At 67.9% G+C, this 17,063-nt stretch carries 13 protein-coding genes and 2 pseudogenes; 9 read left to right on the top strand and 6 right to left on the bottom strand.

The features are described 5' to 3' along the window. Window positions 1–291: 291 nt before the first annotated feature. A complete protein-coding gene (locus AB0M65_RS02695; RefSeq protein WP_364020355.1) occupies window positions 292–864 on the bottom strand; it encodes a TetR family transcriptional regulator in 573 nt (190 codons plus the stop codon). An 82-nt stretch (window positions 865–946) separates the two neighbouring features. On the opposite strand from AB0M65_RS02695, the gene AB0M65_RS02690 reads away from it, so the two are divergent. Continuing rightward, window positions 947–1,927 carry an SDR family NAD(P)-dependent oxidoreductase gene (locus tag AB0M65_RS02690; RefSeq protein ID WP_364020352.1) on the top strand — a complete coding sequence of 327 codons (981 nt, stop codon included), beginning with the start codon at window positions 947–949 and terminating at the stop codon, window positions 1,925–1,927. Here AB0M65_RS02690 and AB0M65_RS02685 read toward each other — a convergent pair. The 3 genes from AB0M65_RS02685 to AB0M65_RS02675 all read right to left on the bottom strand — a co-directional run bounded on the left by AB0M65_RS02685 (window position 1,848) and on the right by AB0M65_RS02675 (window position 5,929). Beyond that, window positions 1,848–3,329 (bottom strand): hypothetical protein, encoded by a 1,482-nt coding sequence (locus AB0M65_RS02685; protein ID WP_364020349.1) that lies wholly within the window; start codon window positions 3,327–3,329, stop codon window positions 1,848–1,850. The two genes, AB0M65_RS02690 and AB0M65_RS02685, sit on opposite strands and share 80 nt — an antisense overlap. Then, window positions 3,326–5,329, bottom strand: coding sequence for a hypothetical protein (locus tag AB0M65_RS02680; protein ID WP_364020346.1), 2,004 nt, complete (start codon window positions 5,327–5,329; stop codon window positions 3,326–3,328). Before AB0M65_RS02680 ends, AB0M65_RS02685 begins: the two co-directional genes overlap by 4 nt. Before the next feature lie 255 nt (window positions 5,330–5,584). Next, a complete protein-coding gene (locus AB0M65_RS02675; RefSeq protein ID WP_364020343.1) occupies window positions 5,585–5,929 on the bottom strand; it encodes a PepSY-associated TM helix domain-containing protein in 345 nt (114 codons plus the stop codon). Here AB0M65_RS02675 and AB0M65_RS02670 point away from each other — a divergent pair. The 3 genes and pseudogenes from AB0M65_RS02670 to AB0M65_RS02660 form a co-directional block, all read left to right on the top strand. Beyond that, window positions 5,898–6,260: pseudogene (locus tag AB0M65_RS02670) on the top strand (substrate-binding domain-containing protein); the annotation flags it as partial. The gene AB0M65_RS02675 and the pseudogene AB0M65_RS02670 overlap by 32 nt on opposite strands. Window positions 6,261–6,328: 68 nt before the next feature. Next, window positions 6,329–7,519: pseudogene (locus AB0M65_RS02665) on the top strand (alpha-amylase family glycosyl hydrolase); the annotation flags it as partial. Between the two features lie 316 nt (window positions 7,520–7,835). Further along, a complete protein-coding gene (locus tag AB0M65_RS02660) occupies window positions 7,836–9,176 on the top strand; it encodes an alpha-lytic protease prodomain-containing protein (protein WP_364020340.1) in 1,341 nt (446 codons plus the stop codon). A gap of 109 nt (window positions 9,177–9,285) precedes the next feature. Here the strand turns inward: AB0M65_RS02660 and AB0M65_RS02655 are convergent, their stop codons facing one another. Next, on the bottom strand, window positions 9,286–9,900 hold the full coding sequence (locus AB0M65_RS02655) for an alpha/beta hydrolase (RefSeq protein WP_364020337.1): 615 nt from the start codon (window positions 9,898–9,900) through the stop codon (window positions 9,286–9,288). A gap of 48 nt (window positions 9,901–9,948) precedes the next feature. Beyond that, window positions 9,949–10,956 carry a hydroxyacid dehydrogenase gene (locus AB0M65_RS02650; RefSeq protein WP_364020334.1) on the bottom strand — a complete coding sequence of 336 codons (1,008 nt, stop codon included), beginning with the start codon at window positions 10,954–10,956 and terminating at the stop codon, window positions 9,949–9,951. A 181-nt stretch (window positions 10,957–11,137) separates the two neighbouring features. On the opposite strand from AB0M65_RS02650, the gene AB0M65_RS02645 reads away from it, so the two are divergent. From AB0M65_RS02645 to AB0M65_RS02625, 5 genes are read left to right on the top strand one after another with little or no spacing between them, the layout of a single operon-like run. Next, complete coding sequence (locus tag AB0M65_RS02645) at window positions 11,138–12,466, top strand: sugar ABC transporter substrate-binding protein (protein WP_364020331.1); 1,329 nt, start codon at window positions 11,138–11,140, stop codon at window positions 12,464–12,466. Continuing rightward, window positions 12,463–13,419 (top strand): sugar ABC transporter permease, encoded by a 957-nt coding sequence (locus AB0M65_RS02640; RefSeq protein ID WP_364020328.1) that lies wholly within the window; start codon window positions 12,463–12,465, stop codon window positions 13,417–13,419. Before AB0M65_RS02645 ends, AB0M65_RS02640 begins: the two co-directional genes overlap by 4 nt. Continuing rightward, entirely contained in the window at window positions 13,416–14,282 is an 867-nt protein-coding gene (locus AB0M65_RS02635) for a carbohydrate ABC transporter permease (protein WP_364020325.1), read from the top strand. Before AB0M65_RS02640 ends, AB0M65_RS02635 begins: the two co-directional genes overlap by 4 nt. 27 nt (window positions 14,283–14,309) lie before the next feature. Then, a complete protein-coding gene (locus tag AB0M65_RS02630) occupies window positions 14,310–15,605 on the top strand; it encodes an alpha-L-fucosidase (protein WP_364020322.1) in 1,296 nt (431 codons plus the stop codon). Window positions 15,606–15,618: 13 nt separating this feature from the next. After that, window positions 15,619–17,061 carry a polysaccharide lyase 6 family protein gene (locus AB0M65_RS02625; protein WP_364020319.1) on the top strand — a complete coding sequence of 481 codons (1,443 nt, stop codon included), beginning with the start codon at window positions 15,619–15,621 and terminating at the stop codon, window positions 17,059–17,061. The last annotated feature ends 2 nt before the right edge of the window (window positions 17,062–17,063 follow it).

Raw genomic sequence — 17,063 nt, 5'->3', positions numbered from 1 at the left:
AGTACAGGAAGGCCCCCTTCCTTGCGCTAGGCGCAAGGAAGGGGGCCTTCCTGTACTTCACCCGAGCAACACCACACGTGACGCGTAAGTGCTCAAGAGCGGGTTCGTTAGAACGACCCAAAACACTCACGACCTACCCGCGGCCTTTCCTCGCACGCGCTGAGGGGCAGACCCGTGCCCCAAAGTTACCGGTCCGCGATGGCCGCTTCCGCGGTTCGACCCGATGTCGCCGGGCCGCCGATCCCGATGGCCGCGTCGGGGCTGGTTTCGGACGAACGGACGGCCCGAACTTCAGACCAGCTCCGGCCAACCCCGTCGCAGGTAAGCGAAAGCGGCATCGAGCGCGGCAGGTGGATCCGGTTCCGTACCTGCCAGGTCGGGGATCTCCAGCACGTAGCGGGCAAGCAGGCGCACGGAGAAATCGTCTTGCCCGGTCTGCTCGGCGATCACCCGGGTCAGCGCGGCCTCGCATCCGGTCCACAGTGTCCTGGCGTAGGCGCGCAACGCCGGGGTGGCGACGACCAAATCCGCGACCCGGCGCGACAGTGGATCGGCATTCGGGTCGAACGGGCCGCGAGTGGCGAGGAAGTCGCGCAGTGCCTCCAGGATCGAGACGCCGTCCGCGCGGTTCCGTACCGCGGCGGCCAGTGCCTCCTCGCGTGCCTGCCCGTCGCCGAGGACCAGCGCTTCCTTGCCGCCCGGGAAGTGGGCGAACAGCGTCGACACCGCTGTGTCGGCGGCGTCCGCGATTTCGGCGACGGTGACGTTGTCGAAGCCCCGTTCCAGGAACAGGTCCCGCGCCGCCCTCGACAAGGCCTGACGGGTCACCGCCTTCTTGCGTTCACGTCTGCCCGGCTCTCCCATGCGGTCAGCTTACATCGAACTCACTCCGAAATCAGAGCACGTGTATATTCGAAGTCACTACGACTTTGAACCGGAGGCCATCATGTCGCATTGGGACGTCCACCGGCCGCCTCGCGCCGAGGGCAAAACCTTCCTCGTCACCGGGGGCAACGCGGGGATCGGCTACTTCGTCGCCGAACAGCTCGCCGGGACCGGGGCCACCGTGCTCCTCGGCAGCCGGAACGCCGCCAAGGCCGGCGCCGCACTGACGTCGATCCGGTCCCGCGTCCCGGACGCGCGGCTCGGCCACCTGAAGCTCGACCTCGCCGACCTCGGGTCGATCAAGTCCGCTGTGGACACTCTCGGCGTCGATCGGCTCGACGCGGTCGTCTGCAACGCGGGTGTCCTGTTGGAGGAACCACCCCGGCGCGAGACCGCCGAGGGCCACGAGTTGATGTTCGCCACCAACCACCTCGGGCATTTCGTGCTGGTCCACCACCTCCTGCCGCTGATGGCGGCGGGCGGGCGTGTCGTCACGACGGGCAGCTTCATCGGCAAGTCCGCAGAACTCGACCTGGACGATCTCCAGAGCGAGCGCGACTACCGGCCCAAGCGCACCTACGCGCGTTCGAAGCAGGCGCAGATGCTGTTCGCCTTCGAACTCGATCGGCGGCTGCGCGCGGCCGGGAGCGAGGTACTGAGCGTCGTCGACCATCCGGGTGGCGCGCTCGACTCCCTGACCCCGCCCCGTCCGGTGCACCCGGAGCAGAGCGGGCGGAAGTTCCCTGCCGGACTTCTCTTGCAGGGCAAGGAAGCCGGCGCCTGGCCCGCGGTACGCGCCGTACTCGACCCCGCCGTGCGCGGCGGGGAGATGTTCGGGCCGAGGGTGTTCGGCCTACGCGGTGAGCCCCGGCTCGAACCGGTCCGCGGCAGGCTGGCCGACACCGAACTCGCCGAGCGGCTGTGGACGGCGAGCACCGCTTTGACCGGAGCCGGGGATCAGGTCATGAATCCGGTGCCGACAACTGCACGAACTCGGGGGTGTCGTCGGGCCGGACCCGGAGGATCGGCACCGCCTTGTTGAGTGGATCACCCTTGTCGTCGAACGAGATCATCCCGCTCGCACCCGGTACGGCCAGTTTGCCGTGGAGGCGGTTTCTGGCCTGCAGCACGTCCTGGGCCGTCGCCTGCGCCGGCGCCAACCGGGGGATGCCGCGAAGGGCCCAGACGACGGTCAGCACGGCGTCATGGGCGAGGATCGCGACGCCGTCGTCGAGCCGTTCCTGCGGGAACACCGCGCGGAAGCAGCCGGTGCACTGGGGTTCCTGGAAACTCGCCACGGCGGTCGGGTTGAACGCCTGCGGCTCCCTCGTCCACGCCTCCGGATGCGCCAGGCCCGGCGCTAGCACCGTGACGTTCGTCCGCAGGCCCCGTTGCATCTCCGGGCCCGGCGGCCCGATCAGGCCCAGATCGCCGGTCAGGACGGTGATGTGCCGGTCGAGACAAGGACGTTGCGCCAGCTCGGCGACGAACGCCGTGAGGTGGTTCTCCCGTCCGGCGAAGTAGACCACCTCGGGCTGGTTGCCGCAGATGTTCGGCATCATCTGCAGGAATGTGTTCTCGATCCCGGGCAGGCTGGAGTCGTATTCCTCGGTCCGACCGACGATCTTGTGGGTGTCGTCCGAGAACTTGCGGGTGAACGCGGTCGCCAGGGTCTTCGGGTAGAGGTCGCCGGGGTTGACGTCCCGTACGACCGTCGCCGTGCTCGCGGTCGACCGGACGTAACTCGCCGCGGCGAGACCATAGGTGGAACTGGTCGGCGACACCCGCATGAAACCGGGGATCTCGGAGAACTCGTCCGCGGCGAGCTGCGAGGCGATGACCGGGATCCGGTTCTCGGACAGCCGCCGGACCGCGTCGCGGGCGGTACCGAGGCTCAGCCCGATCCCGGTCACCGCGACCAGCCGTTCGGAGGTGACCCGGCCGACGAGATCCGTCACCACGGGTTCCCACTGCGCGAGGCGGCTGCCGGGGTTGGCCAGCAGCAGGCGGATCAGTGGCACGCTGCCCCACGACTGTGTCGTATTCGCCCGGTGCTGTGCGATGTAGGCACCCTGCAACTGGTGCCGCACCCACTCGACGGACAGGATGTCGCGGTCGGTCAACGTCATCGGCAAGAGGACCGCGACCGAGACGTAAGGCCGTCCCGACGCGGCGACGGCTTCGTTTTCGGCGCGGATGTGCTCTTCGACGCCCTGGAGTTCCGGCGAGAAGACATAGGCGCCGTCCGTGACACCGACGCACTCCTCGTTGTCGCCGCGTTTCTCCACCCCGGTGCCGCAAGTACGACGTGCCTCGCTGATCGCGGGCACCACGACGAACGCGGCGACCAGCACGATCGCGAGGGCGAGTACACCACCGCTCGCCAGCAGCCATTTCGACCACGTCGGCCGGGGCGGGCGGATCCGGTCACCCTGCCCGGTCATCGGTAGCCCTCCGCACGCTCGTGCAGCAGGATCGATCCTCGGCCCCTGCCCTGCGCCAGCTGATGGAAACCACCCTCTATCGTCGAGTCCAGCGTGCCGCCGGGGTCGCCGAGCGGGTCGCGGGAGATCCACAGCGCGACGATCAGCCAGGCCAGTGTGGTCCCGAGCTCGTCGCCGTCCCGGCCGACGTGGAACTCGACCTGTTCATACGGTTCGGCCTTCTTCGCCAGCCGATTCGGCGCCGCGGTGATGATGTCGAGTTCGGCCAGCCAGATCTCCGCGGTCGCCGCGTCGAACTCGGCGTGCCGTGTGCCGTCGAACGGACGACGCAGATGCCCGACCGCCGCGTCGACGTTCTCCAGCGCCAGATCGTGGTAGCGCGCCGCGACGCTCCGGCCGTTCTTCTCGTAGTGGTCGCGGCACCGGGTGTGCACCCGCTCCCAGCTGAGTGGATGGTCGTTGTCCCGGGAAGCGAGTTCCTGCAACAGGATCCGGCGCAGCCACGGGTGCAGCACATACCGCGGTTCCTCGCCGGGCTCCGCCCGCAGCCACAGCCGATCGCCGAGTTCCTTGAACAGCGCGCCCTCCCCCGCCGGATTGCGCAGATCGAGGATCTCCTTGTGAAACAACATCTCCACGTCCAGCGCCGCACTCGCGGTGACCAGTTCCTGCTGACTCGCCGCGGAGAAGTCCTGCAGCAGGTAGTCCCGCATCCGGTCGAGCAGGAGCTCCCCCGAGCCGTCCGGTTCGGCGACCGGGGTGTGCAGCGTCGCGCGCAAGGTGCCGGGCTCCCTGGCGTCGTACTGGCGGGCCAGCGCGGCGATGGAGCCGTCGACCCCGCCGGGATGCCCGTCGGTGAGGCGGTACAGGAACCGCGGTATCCGCGACGCGGGATGGATGTCGCTGCCGACGGCGATATCGACGACGTCCTCTTTGGACAGTGCGCCTAGTTCGAGCAGGTACCAGGGGCTCCAGCGCGACTCCGGGCGATCGGGACCGGCGAGCCAGTCCGCCTCCACATCGGACGGCCGCCGTGGTGCGGGGTAGCGGAGGTCGTTCGTCCGGTGAGCGGTGGGCCGCCCGTGTCCGGGGTTTCCGCGATGCCGGGTCAGCGGCGACCAGCTCTCGTTCCACTCCGGATTCCAGTTCCGGCTGGTGACGACGACGGCCAAGGGATCGGCTTCGCCGCCTGCCCGGTGCCGCGCCTCGGTCAGTGCGTGCAGGAAGTCCCGGCCGCCAGGGGTATGCGCGTTGTCGAGCAGGATCAGGCTGTTGAGCGTCCGCCGGGACCGGTTGAGCCCGGAGTAGTTCCGGCGCAGGTCCGCGAGGAACGCGTCGCAGAAGGTGGCGTCGACCGTGGCCCGGTCTTCGTCGTCACCCTGCGCGTGCTTGGCGATCTCGATCAGGAAGTCCTCATGATCGCCCGCACCGGTCGGCAGTGCCTTCATCTTGCCGACCAGCCGTCGCCGGTCGTACCAGCTGAGCCCACGCAACAGGAGGTCGGTCGCCTCGGGCCAGCCTTTGAGGCTTCCGGCTGGCGCGACGCCACCCGCCAGCCGCACGACGTCCACGATCGCTTCGCGGTTCTGTTCGAGCGGCCGGTTCTCCGCCAGCAGCGCACGCAGCTTGCGCAACGCGGCGCGCCGGTCGTGCAACTCCATCGGGGCACCAAGGACGAGCATGCACAGCCAAAGCCGCGGAAAGGCCAGTCTGCCGAACTGTTTCCAGCGACGGCCGAGATCGAAGGCGAGATGTCCGAGCAATTCGCGTGGCTGGACGTTCGCCCGGTCGTGCCGCTCGAAATCGAGGTAGGCGTGCGGGACCTCTTCACAACGCCGGGCCACTGTGTCGAGCAACGCTGTCTTGCCGGTGCCGCGCGGACCCAACGCCACGACGATGGGCAGCGCCCGGCTCTGACCGTCCGGGCGGGCGAGCAACTCGTCGACGAGGCCGCGGACGACGGCCCCCACGCCGGACAAGGTGGCGGTGTCAGCAGACATCGTCCCCCATCCCCCCGAATTACTCCTGAATCGCCGACCGTACCGACTCGGAGCATTCACTATAGACAGGTCGTCACCCTGGGTTCAGTGTTCTGTCTGCGGGCAAGATTCCGGTGCCCCGGCCCGGAATTCGCCGCCTCCGCTGGTAGACGGTGACAAAGAACGGCGAAATCCGGCGGGGGCGGACGGCAATTCCTCATTTCGTATTAACCGGTTCGGACCAACGGTGGCGCCGGTCCGTTATGAATTCGTGTGTCAGACGGTGACGTCGGTGGATTCGGGTTTGGCCCGCCGACCGGACCGGAGGCCCAGCAGGTGCAACGCGATCTGGTTGGGCCAGCCGAAGAGCACGCCCATATGCGCGTCGATCCCCCAGCGGGCGAGTTTCGCCATCAGCGGGTAGTCGGCGAACCGGACCTCGCCAAGGATCTGCCCGGTCGTGCCGTCGACGGCGACGGCGTCGACCTGCGTCGGCCAGCCGCGTTCGACTTTCGCCACCTGCCAAGGAGATCCGGGGTTGGCAGGCAGTCCGATCTCCACCGAGGCGGCGTCGATCCCGGCGGCGCGGGACGAACTGGTCGAGCACGGCAAGGTCTCCATCGAAGGCGGGCACGCGGCCGCGGCCAGGTTGTACCCGCGCGGCGCCACGGCCGTCCTGTGCGCGAGCGACCTGCTCGCACTCGGCGCGATCCGCGCGGCCCGGCGGCAGGGCCTGTCGGTGCCCGAAGACGTCTCGGTCGTCGGCTACGACGATTCGGCACTGATGAACTGCACCGACCCGCCGCTGACCACCACCCGCCAGCCCATCGAGGCAATGGGCCGCGCCGTGGTAGAACTGCTGGTCAAGCGCATAAACGGCGGCGAGGTGGTGGCGGAGGAACTGCTGTTCGCACCCGAACTCGTCGTCCGGGGGTCCACGGCCCGCCGGTAGGCGTCCTTCCGCGACCAGGGCGTGTCTGGCCCGCAACGAGCGCGAGAAGGTTCTGCCTGCTCGCCGCGGGCCGTGGGCCGGACGGCGTCGAGCCGCCGAACAACTGGAAGTCGCGCTTCGGCGGTTCCGCGTGGACGCGGGTGCCCGACGGCGAGTGGTATCTGCACCTCTACAGCTCACGCCAGCCGGACTTCAACTGGGACAACCAGGACATCCGTACGGATTTCGAGGACATCCTGCGGTTCTGGTTCGACCGCGGGGTCGACGGCTTCCGCATCGACGTCGCCGATGGCCTCGTGAAGACCCGCGGTTGCCCGATGTCGAACCCGGCGACGAGACCCCGTTCTCCGACCAGGAAGGGCTGCACGAGATCTACCGGTCGTGGCGCGAGATCGCCGACAGCTACCCTGGCGAACGGATACTCGTCGGCGAGATGTGGCTGCCGGATATGTCACGCGCCGTCCGCTACCTCCGCCGCGACGAACTGCACGCGGCGTTCAACTTCGGCTTCTTGGTGTGCCCGTGGGATTCCACGCGCTTCCGGGACGTCATCGAACGGACACTGGTGGCGCACAAGGAAGTCGGCGCTCCCGCCGCCTGGGTGCTGTCGAACCACGACGTCACCCGCCACGTGACCCGGTACGGACGCGAAGGCGACACCGGTTTCGCGTTCGCGGACCGGCTCCACGGGACGCCGGTGGACCGCGGGCTCGGCACTCGCCGGGCACGGGCGGCGGCGCTGCTGAGCCTGGCGCTGCCGGGCGGATTGTATGTCTACCAAGGGGAAGAGTTCGGCCTGTGGGAGATCGAGGATATCCCGGACGACCTCCGCGAGGATCCGGTATGGACCCGGACGAACGGTGCCGACCCCGGCCGTGACGGCTGCCGCGTCCCGTTCCCCTGGTCCGGCGACGCCCCGCCGTTCGGCTTCGGGACGGGTGGGGCCTGGCTGCCCCAGCCCGCGGAATGGCGCTCCAGCACGGCGGAAGCGCAGGCGGCCGAACCGGCGTCGATGCTCCGGCTGTATCGCGCCGGGCTGCGGCTGCGGGAAGAACTGTCCCGCGCTCGGGTCCGGGGATCTGGAGTGGCTTTCACTCGGCGACGGCGTGCTCGCGTTCGCACGGGAGCCGGGATTCACCTTCGTGCTGAACTTCTCCGATTCGCCGGTTCCGCTTCCGCCGCCCAGCGAAGTGCTGCTGACCAGCGGGCCGGTCGACGGTGACCTGCCGACGGACACGGCGGTGTGGCTGCGCACCTGACTCATCGGTCAGACGGGTTCTCCTCACCCAGTGAGAAGTTCCGGCGTTCCCTTTGCCATACCCCTCCAAAGTACGGTATTGACGACGAGAACGTCTCGGCGAGCCGAACCGGACATACCGGTCCAGCCTCGCCATCCGGCAGAGAAAACCCTTGCAGGACAACAGGATCACCTGTCGAACCTTCTTGATCGAACGTCATATCGCCCGGCGCTCAAGCCGGGCGATATGACCCAAATGGTATGTACCAGTTGCTTGGTGTGCCTCGTACGGTCGGGAACGAATCCCCCTCCCCGCCCGTTTCGAGGAAAGCGTTGACATGAACAGAAAGATCCTCGCCGCCACAGCCGCGGCCATCACCGGGGCAGGCTTGGTCACCGCCATCGCCCTGACCCCGAGTGCGAGCGCCGGACAACCGGTGACCTCGGCCGATCAGGCGCAGTCGGAAATGCTCGCCGCGATGTCCCGTGACCTGAAGATCAGCCCCGAACAGGCCAACATCCGGCTCGCGAGCGAACTGCGTGCCGGTGTCACCGACAACACCCTCAAGAGGCAGCTCGGCGCTTCCTACGCCGGATCCTGGCTGGACGCCGGCGGAACCACGCTGACCGTCGCGGTCACCGACGCCGCACAGGCCGACCTGGTGCGCGCGGCGGGCGCGACCCCGAAGACCGTCGCCCGCAGCGCCGGCCAGCTCGACGCCGCGAAGCTTCAGCTGGACGCCAAGGCCACCAGCGCGCCGAAGACCGTGCCCGGCTGGTACACCGACGTCCTCACCAACTCGATCGTCGTACTGGCTAACGCCGGTGGCGAAACCGCCGCCAAGTCGTGGGCGGCCAAGTCCGGTGTCCAGGCCGATCTGGTCCGGGTCGAAGCCAGCACCGAAACGCCTCGTGCGCTGATCGACATCATCGGCGGCAACGCCTACACCTTCGGCGCGGGCCGCTGCTCCATCGGCTTCCCGGTCGAGGGCGGCTTCGTGACCGCCGGCCACTGCGGCACCGCCGGTACCCGCACGTCGAACCCGAGCGGGTCCGTCGTCGCCTCCAGCTTCCCCGGCAACGACTACGCCTGGGTCCGCGCCGACGCGGGCAACACCCCGCGCGCGCTGGTCAACCGCTACCCCGGCACCGTGCCGGTCGCCGGTTCGACCGAGGCCCCGCTCAACTCCTCGGTCTGCCGGTCCGGTTCCACCACCGGCTGGCACTGCGGCACCATCCTGCAGAAGAACACCTCGGTCACCTACCCCGAGGGCACCATCACCGGCCTGACCCGGACCAACGTCTGCGCCGAGCCCGGTGACTCCGGCGGTTCGTGGATCACCGGCGACCAGGCGCAGGGTGTCACCTCCGGTGGCTCCGGCGACTGCACCTCCGGCGGCACCATCTACTTCCAGCCCGTCACGGAGATCCTGAGCGTCTACGGCCTGCGCCTGATGGTCACCGGTGCCCCGCCGTCCAGCACCACCACGTCGCCGACCACCACCCCGACCAGCCCGACGACGTCGAACCCCCCGGGTGGCACCTGGGCCGCGTACACCTACTACGGCTCCGGCGCGACCGTCACGTACGACGGAAGCACCTACCGCGTGATCCAGCCGCATACGTCCATGCCCGGCTGGGAGCCGCCGAACGTTCCCGCGCTTTGGGAACTCGCCTGACCTGGACCGCCCCCGGCGAAAGCACCTCGCCGGGGGCGGTTCTGCCCTCGAATGACGGCTACCAGAGTTTGTTCATGAAGGAATTGGGACATTGAGTGTCCCGATTCCTTCATGAACAGAGGAATTCTCCCACCACCGAACCGAATTTCTCCGGCTTCGCACCGTGCACCCGGTGCCCCGCGTCCTCGATCGTCACCAGGCGGCACTGGGCGATCAGCCCGCTCATCCGCTCCAGCGACGCAAGCGTGACGTGACTCGCCGGACCGCCGCTGACCAGCAACGTCGGCGCGGAGATCGTCGCTAGCCGGTCCCACCAGCCGGGGTCGGGTGTCCGGAGTTCGGCCATGATCGGATCGATCAGCCGCCAGTCGAACGGCAGTGGCTCGGCGGGCTCCTGGGTCGGGGCCAGCGGCTCCTTGGCGTGCTCCGGAGGCGGCGGGGTGTCCTCGACGACGAGTCGCCGCACCCGCCCTGGCAGGCGCTGGGCGAGCAGCACGGCGACCCGGCCGCCCATCGAGTGCCCCACCAGGTCGACCTGGTCTTCGAGGAGTTCGGCGACGTCGTCGGCCATCGCGTCGAGCGAGTACTTCTCCGTATGCGCGCTGTCGCCGTGGCCCCGCAGGTCTACGGCGAGAACACGACGGCCGAGCATGGCCAGGCGCGCGGCCAAATCGTCCCAAGTGCCGGATTTGCTGCCGAGTGCGTGCAGCAGGACGACTGGCACACCGGTCCTCGGGCCAGTCTCTCGAAAGGCGAGTGTCACCCCACCAAGTTACGCACGCAAGTGGGCCCGCTCCGGCGCGACGGCGTGCTGGAGCGGCTGCCCGAGCACGAACCGCCGCAGTTCGTCCGCTACGAGTTCGCCCATCCGCGCGCGTTCGGCGCCCAGCGCACCTGCCAGATGCGGGGTGAGCACCACGTTCGGCAGTGTGTACAGCGGCGAGTCCGGTGACGGCGGCTCGGGCCAGGTGACGTCGAGGATCGCCGTGAGATCCGGGCGCGCGTCCAGTACGGGGATGACCGACGGCTCGTCGACCACGGCGCCGCGGGCAGTGTTGATCAGGGTCGCGCCGATGCCCATCCGGCCGACGAGGTCGCCGTTCACCAGGCCCTCGGTCTCCGGCAGCAGCGGCGCGTGCAGGCTGACCACGGCGCAGGTGGCGAACAGTTCGTCCAGGCCGACCAGCCGCACGCCGAGTTCGGCGGCGGCCGCGGTGTCGACGACGGGGTCGCTCGCCAGCACGTCCACGTCGAAACGCCGCAGGTGCGACGCGACGAGAGCACCGATCTCGCCGAGGCCGAGCAGGCCGACCCTGGAGCGGTAGGCCCCGGCGACCCTCGGGTCGGGCGGGTAGGCCCGCCGGTCGCGGATCTCTCGCGAGATCCGATGGACCTGTTTGAGTCCTAAGAGGACCTGGGCCAGGGTGAACTCGGCGACGGGGATGGCGTTCGCGGCCGCGGCGGACACGATCGGGATCTCGCGCGCCCAGAATTCCGGCGTGGTCAGCGGCCGGACCGAGCCGGCGGCGACGAGCACCGCACGCAGGTCGGGCGCGTGTCCCAACAGGACGGCGTCCACTACCGGCGCTCCCCAGCCCGAGAGCAGGATTTCGACGCCTTCCAGCGCCCCCGGGTCCCCTGCCAGCCGCTCGCGGGTGAGCGGCTCGCGCAGGTCCACGAGCGACCCGATGTCCTTCAGGACGGCTTCGGGGTAAACGTCGTCGCGGCGGCGCTCCTCCATCACGAGGAGCGCCGTCGGCCGGTACTGCTGCTGCGTCATCTCTGCCTCCGGCGGCGACCATACATCGGATGCTTAGACCGGTCCACGCATGGCGAGTCCCGCACAGAGGCAAACCCGGCCGATTGAAATTCGTAATCATCGGACCATTGACCGGACACCGTGAAAGCGCTTACCGTCCCTGCGGAGTAGACAGCGTGGTCCACAGTGAACAGGAGAAGCGATGCGGAAATCGCGGTGGATCGGCGTGGGACTCACTGTCTCAGCGCTGGTCATTTCGGGCTGCTCAGCAGGCCCCGCCGGCACGAACGTCGCGCAGGACACCAAGGCACCACTGGAACTGTGGACCCGGACGACTCCCGGCGGCGACGGCGAGCAGGCCACCAAACGGCTCGCGGAAGCCTTCGAGAAGGCCACCGGGTTCAAGGTGCAGGTGACCGCGATCTTCGACGACTTCGAGACGAAGCTGGCCCAGCGCGCCGCCCAGCGCGACTTGCCCGACATCGTGATGAACGACGTCACGCAGGTGGGCACGCTGAAGAGCCAGGGTCTCGTCCGTGAGATCGAGCAGGGCAAGATCAAGCACGCCTCGGAGCTCACCGAGCAGGCGTTGAAGTCGAACCAGATGCCGGACGGCAAGCTGTACGGCCTGCCGTACTCCGCACAGGCCTCCGCGCTGCTGATCCGCAAGGACTGGCGCGAAAAGCTCGGCAAGAGCGTGCCGCAGAGCTGGCCGGAGCTGGTCGACCTCGCCAAGGCGTTCACCACCGGTGACCCCGACGGCAACGGCAAGAACGACACCGCCGGGCTGAACGCGACACTGTCGACCAAGCGGGGCTACGCCTCCTGGTACTTCTCCAACTTCCTGTGGGCCGGAGGCGGTGACTTCATCACCGAAGCCGGTGGCGGCAAGTACAAGCCGTCGATGAGCACGCCCGAATCCCTGGCCGCGGTCCAGTGGTTCCGCGACCTCGGCTGCAAGGACAACGCGATCCAGCCCGGCTCGGTCACCATGCCGACCCCGGCGACCAACGAGACCTTCGAGGCAGGCAAGGCCGGGATGTACGTCGTCGGCCCGTATCTGCTGCCGCGCTTCGACAAGTCGCTCGGCAAGGACAAGTACGAGGTCGTCCCGATGCCGAAGGGCGCCAAGAACTCCGACGTCCTCGCCGAGGGCCTGTCCATCTACATGATGGCCGGTTCGCCGAACCAGGCCGGACAGGACGCGTTCGGGGACTACGCGATCTCGGCCGACGGCCAGAAGATCGGCATGGAGGGCGCATCGGCGTTCATCGTGCAGCTCCCGGTGAACAAGAACGTCGACATCAGCCAGGTCCGCTCGGATCCGCGCTGGAAGACCTACGCCGAGATTTACGCCAAGTCCGGCCACTACGCGCCGTCCATCCCGAACTGGACGCCGGTCCGCCAGGACACCGCCGACACGGTCAGCGCGCTCGTCGCCGACTGCAAGCTCGACACCAAGGCGGAACTGGCCAAACTCGACACCAAGCTCACCGCGACCTTGCAGCAACAGGGGATCAGCGCGTCATGACCGTAGATCACGCCAAGCCGGCGGCCGTCGGCGCGGACCGTCCCGCCGCCAAGCGGACGCCCGCGCCGAGGGCCCGCGGGCGCAGCGACCGCGACGGGAAGTGGTGGACGCCGTGGCTGTTCCTGGCCCCCGCCCTGATCCTGTTCGTGTACTTCAAGTTCATCCCGATGATCACCGCGGTGACGATGTCCTTTCAGGACGTCCAGCCGTATCTGGGCAACCAGTGGGTCGGCGGGCAGAACTACAGCACCGTCCTCGGTGACGAGGCGTTCCACTCCGCCATCTGGCATACGGTCATCATCGCGATCGGGCAGACCGCCGGATCGATGATCATCGGCCTCGCGCTCGCCCTGCTGCTGGAGGGCCAGAGCAAACGGCTCAAGTTCCTGCGTTCGGCGGCGTTCCTGCCGGTCGTCGTGCCGATCGCGGTGGTCGCCGAACTCTGGCGGATCATGTACCACCCGACCGAGGACGGGATGCTGAACTCCATCCTCGGCATGGTCGGGCTGGGGCCGTCCGGCTTCATCAACGATCCCGACACGTCGATGGTTTCGGTCATCATCACCGGCATCTGGCGTGGTGCGCCGTACGACATGATGATCTTCATGGCGGGCCTCGCGGGTATCGACCGCGGGCTTTACGAGGCGGCCACTGTGGACGGTGCCTCCCGCTGGCGCAAGGTCCTCCACGTGACGCTGCCCGGCCTGCGGTCGGTGTTCTCGATCCTGTTCGTCCTCGCGGCGATCCGCGGCCTGCGGGTGTTCACCGAGGTGTTCCTGCTGACCAACGGCGGGCCGAACGGCTCGACGGAAGTCGCGATGACCCTGATCTACAAACTCGGACTCGAACAGAACCGGCTGGGCGTCGGCGCGGCGGGAGCGGTCCTGCTGTTCCTCGCGACGCTCGTGCTGACCCTGTTCGTCCAGGTGCTCCGACGGAGGCGAGACGCATGACCGCGGCCAACGATTCGGCACTCGGCCTCGACGCCGTCAAGTCGCCGGGTGGACGGATCCTGAAGTACGCCGTGTACGCCCTTCTGCTGGCGGTGTTCGCCGGCCCGCTGCTGGCGCTCCTGGTCAGCGCGTTCAGCGACGTGTCCGATCCGACGGCGCTGAGCGTCATCCCGTCGAGCCCCACACTTGGCAACTTCGGCATCGCGTTCGACCACGGCGTCGGGATGTACCTGCTCAACTCGTTCCTGGTGGTCGGCTTCGGCCTGCTGCTGCAGGTCGTCATCTCGGTGCTGGCCGGATACGCGCTGGCGCGCAAGAAGTTCCGCTTCATGACCTTCGTGCTGGTCGCGATCCTGGCGACGCTGATGCTGCCCGAGGAGATCCTCGCGATCCCGCTGTCACTGATCCTGTCGGATCTGCCGGTGGTGCACCTCAACCTGATCGGCAGCCTCGCCGGGATGATCGTGCCGCTCGGCGCGTGGGCCTTCTCGATCCTGGTGATGACCGAGTTCATGAAGGACGTCCCCCGCGAACTCGAAGAAGCCGCCCGCATCGACGGTGCCGGGGACCTGCGGATCTTCGCGCAGATCATCCTGCCGATGTGCAAGCCCGCGCTCGGCGTGATCGGCGTCTTCGGCTTCACGATGATCTGGGACCAGTACCTGCTGCCGATGCTGGTCTCGTCCGATGCCTCGACCTACACGCTGCCGCTGGCCCTGCGCACTCTACGCATCGACGCGGACGTGACGCCCGGCGTGATCATGGCGGCGTCGCTGCTGGCGTTGCTCCCCTCGGTCGCCGCGTTCCTGTTCTTCCAGCGTTCGTTCGTCCGCGGCCTCGCCTCGGGCGCACTGAAGGGCTGACCCACCATCTCAAGGAGCGATCCTGAAGTGAGTTCCACCGCCTGGTTCACCCACGACCGGTTCGGGATGTTCGTCCACTGGGGACTGTATTCACTGGCCGCCCGGCACGAATGGGTTCAGAATCGCGAGAAGCTGACCGACGAGCAGTACCGCGTCTACTTCGACCACTTCGATCCGGACAAGTACGACCCTCGCGCCTGGGCGAAGGCCGCGAAGGGCGCGGGCATGACCTACGTCGTGCTCACGACCAAGCACCACGACGGCTTCTGCTTGTGGGACAGCGATCTGACCGACTTCAAGGTGACGAACACGCCGTACGGCAAGGATCTGCTCGAACCGTTCGTCGACGCCTGCCGCGAAGAAGGCCTCAAGGTCGGCTTCTACCACTCGTTGATCGACTGGCACCATCCCGCGTTCCCTGTCGACGGCACCCATCCCCGCCGTGACGACAAGGAGTACATCGCCGCGCACCAGTACGCCGACATCGCCGAGTACCAGCTCTATCTGCACGGTCAGGTCCGCGAACTGCTCACCCGCTTCGGCACGATCGACTACCTGTTCTTCGACTTCTCGTACCAGGGCCGCAAGGAATGGTGGGGCGGCAAGGGACCGGACGACTGGGACTCCCCCGGCCTGCTCGAAATGGTCCGCGAGCTGCAGCCCGGCATCCTGGTCAACGACCGCACCGGGATCCCCGGCGACTTCATCACGCCGGAGCAGTACCAGCCGTCCGGGCCGATGACCCGCGACGGCGTCCCGGTGGTGTGGGAGGCGTGCCAGACGCTCAACGGCAGCTGGGGTTACGACCGCGACAACCTCGACTACAAGAGCCCCGAACTCCTCATCCGGATGCTCGTCGACGGCGTCTCCAAGGACGGCAACCTTCTGCTCAACGTCGGCCCGAACGGCCGGGGCGAGATCGACCCGCGGGCGCACGCCACCCTGGCCGAACTGGGCCGCTGGATGGACCGGCACGAACGCTCCATCCGCGGCTGCGGCCCGGCGGACTTCACCGCTCCCGCCGACGGCCGGTACACCCAGCGCGACGACCGGCTGTACCTGCACTTGTTCAGCTGGCCGCTCAACCACGTCCACCTGCCCGGTATGGCCGGCCGGGTGCGTTACGCCCAGCTGCTCGACGACGCCTCGGAAATCCAGCAGGTCCATACGGATCCCGGGCAGACCGCGCAGAACACCCAGATGGGTGGGCAGCCGGAAGGCACGCTCACCCTCAAGCTCCCGATCCGGAAACCGGACACCCCGGTCCCGGTGATCGAGCTGTTCCTCACCAGCCCCGCCGCCGAAACCCTCCCCACCGATTGAGCACGGAGGCATCATGGATCGCAGAAGGTTCCTCAGCGGCGCCACCCTCGGCGCCGCGCTGATCACCGCAGGGTGGGTCACCGCCGGTACGGCGTCGGCCAAGCCGAAGGGGCTGTGTGCCCTGAACGTCAGTTCGCTGACCGAACTGCAGAACGCGATCAACGCGGCGGGCCCCGGCGCGGTCATCACCGTGAACAACGGCACGTACACCGTGCCGACGGGCAACCCGATCAGCATCAAGGGCAGGCGGGGCACGAAAGACCAGCCGATCACCATCGTCGCCCAGTCACGCGGCGGTGTGACCTTGAACGGCGAGCAGAGCTTCGTCTTCGACGACTCGACCGGTGTCACGCTCAGCGGGTTCAAGTTCCGCCAGAGCACCACGCTCGAGATCCCGCCGAACTGTGCGGTGATCCGCCTGACCCGCAACGACTTCCAGCTGGCCGACATCGAAGGCCTGCACTGGGTGATGGTGCGCGCCGACAACAGCAAGATCGACCGCAACCACTTCCACCACAAGACGACACTCGGCGTCATGCTCTGCATCGAGGGCGCGGACGAAGACAAGATGGCGACGGGAGTCGAGGTCTTCCGGAACTACTTCTCCGACCACACCTTCGCCGGAGACAACGGCGGCGAGCCGATCCGGCTCGGTGTCAGCCCGCGTGCGCTGAGCACCGCCGGCGCCAAGATCGAGTTCAACCTGTTCGAACGCGCGAACGGCGACCCGGAGGCGATTTCGGTCAAGTCGTCGGGCAACTTCATCCGCAACAACACCATCCGGGACAGCCTGGGCGGCATCGTGCTGCGCCACGGGAACAAGTCCGTCGTCGAATCCAACTTCATCCTCGGCGGCAAGGAAGGCATCCGGATCTACGGCAACGACCACAAGATCCTCAACAACTACATCGCCGGATTGTCCAGCAGCGCGCTGGTCGTCGGCAGCGGCTCCGTTCGGGACCATTTCCCGGGTGAATCAAAGGAATCACGGCGCGGCAACGATGCGGCGGACCGTGTGCTCATCGCGCACAACACGCTGCTGAACAACAGCGGCACACTCTCCGGCGAGACCAAACGGACGATCGAACCGCGTGACTGCACGATCTCGGACAACCTCTTCGTCGGCAGCAACGGCGACCTGGTTTCGATGAGCACCACCGGAAACTTCACCTGGTCGGGCAACATCCTGTGGGGTTCGGGCGGGGACGGCAACATCCCGGCAGGCACCTTCCGCCGGATCGACCCGAAACTCGTGCAGGGCACGGACGGCGTCTCACGGCTCGCCTCGGGCAGCCCCGCGATCGACACGGCGACACTCGCCACGGCACCGACCACTGTGGACATCGACGGCCAGGCACGCGGCAGCAAGCGTGATGTCGGAGCGGACGAGTACTCGAAGGCCGCCATCGCCAACCGGCCGCTCACTACCGCGGACGTCGGCCCCGCCGCTCCGTAGTA

It is taken from the genome of Amycolatopsis sp. NPDC051071, assembly GCF_040682875.1.
Taxonomy (GTDB): domain Bacteria; phylum Actinomycetota; class Actinomycetes; order Mycobacteriales; family Pseudonocardiaceae; genus Amycolatopsis.
Note: the sequence above shows the minus strand (reverse complement) of the source record. Positions and strands in the feature narration are given on the sequence as shown.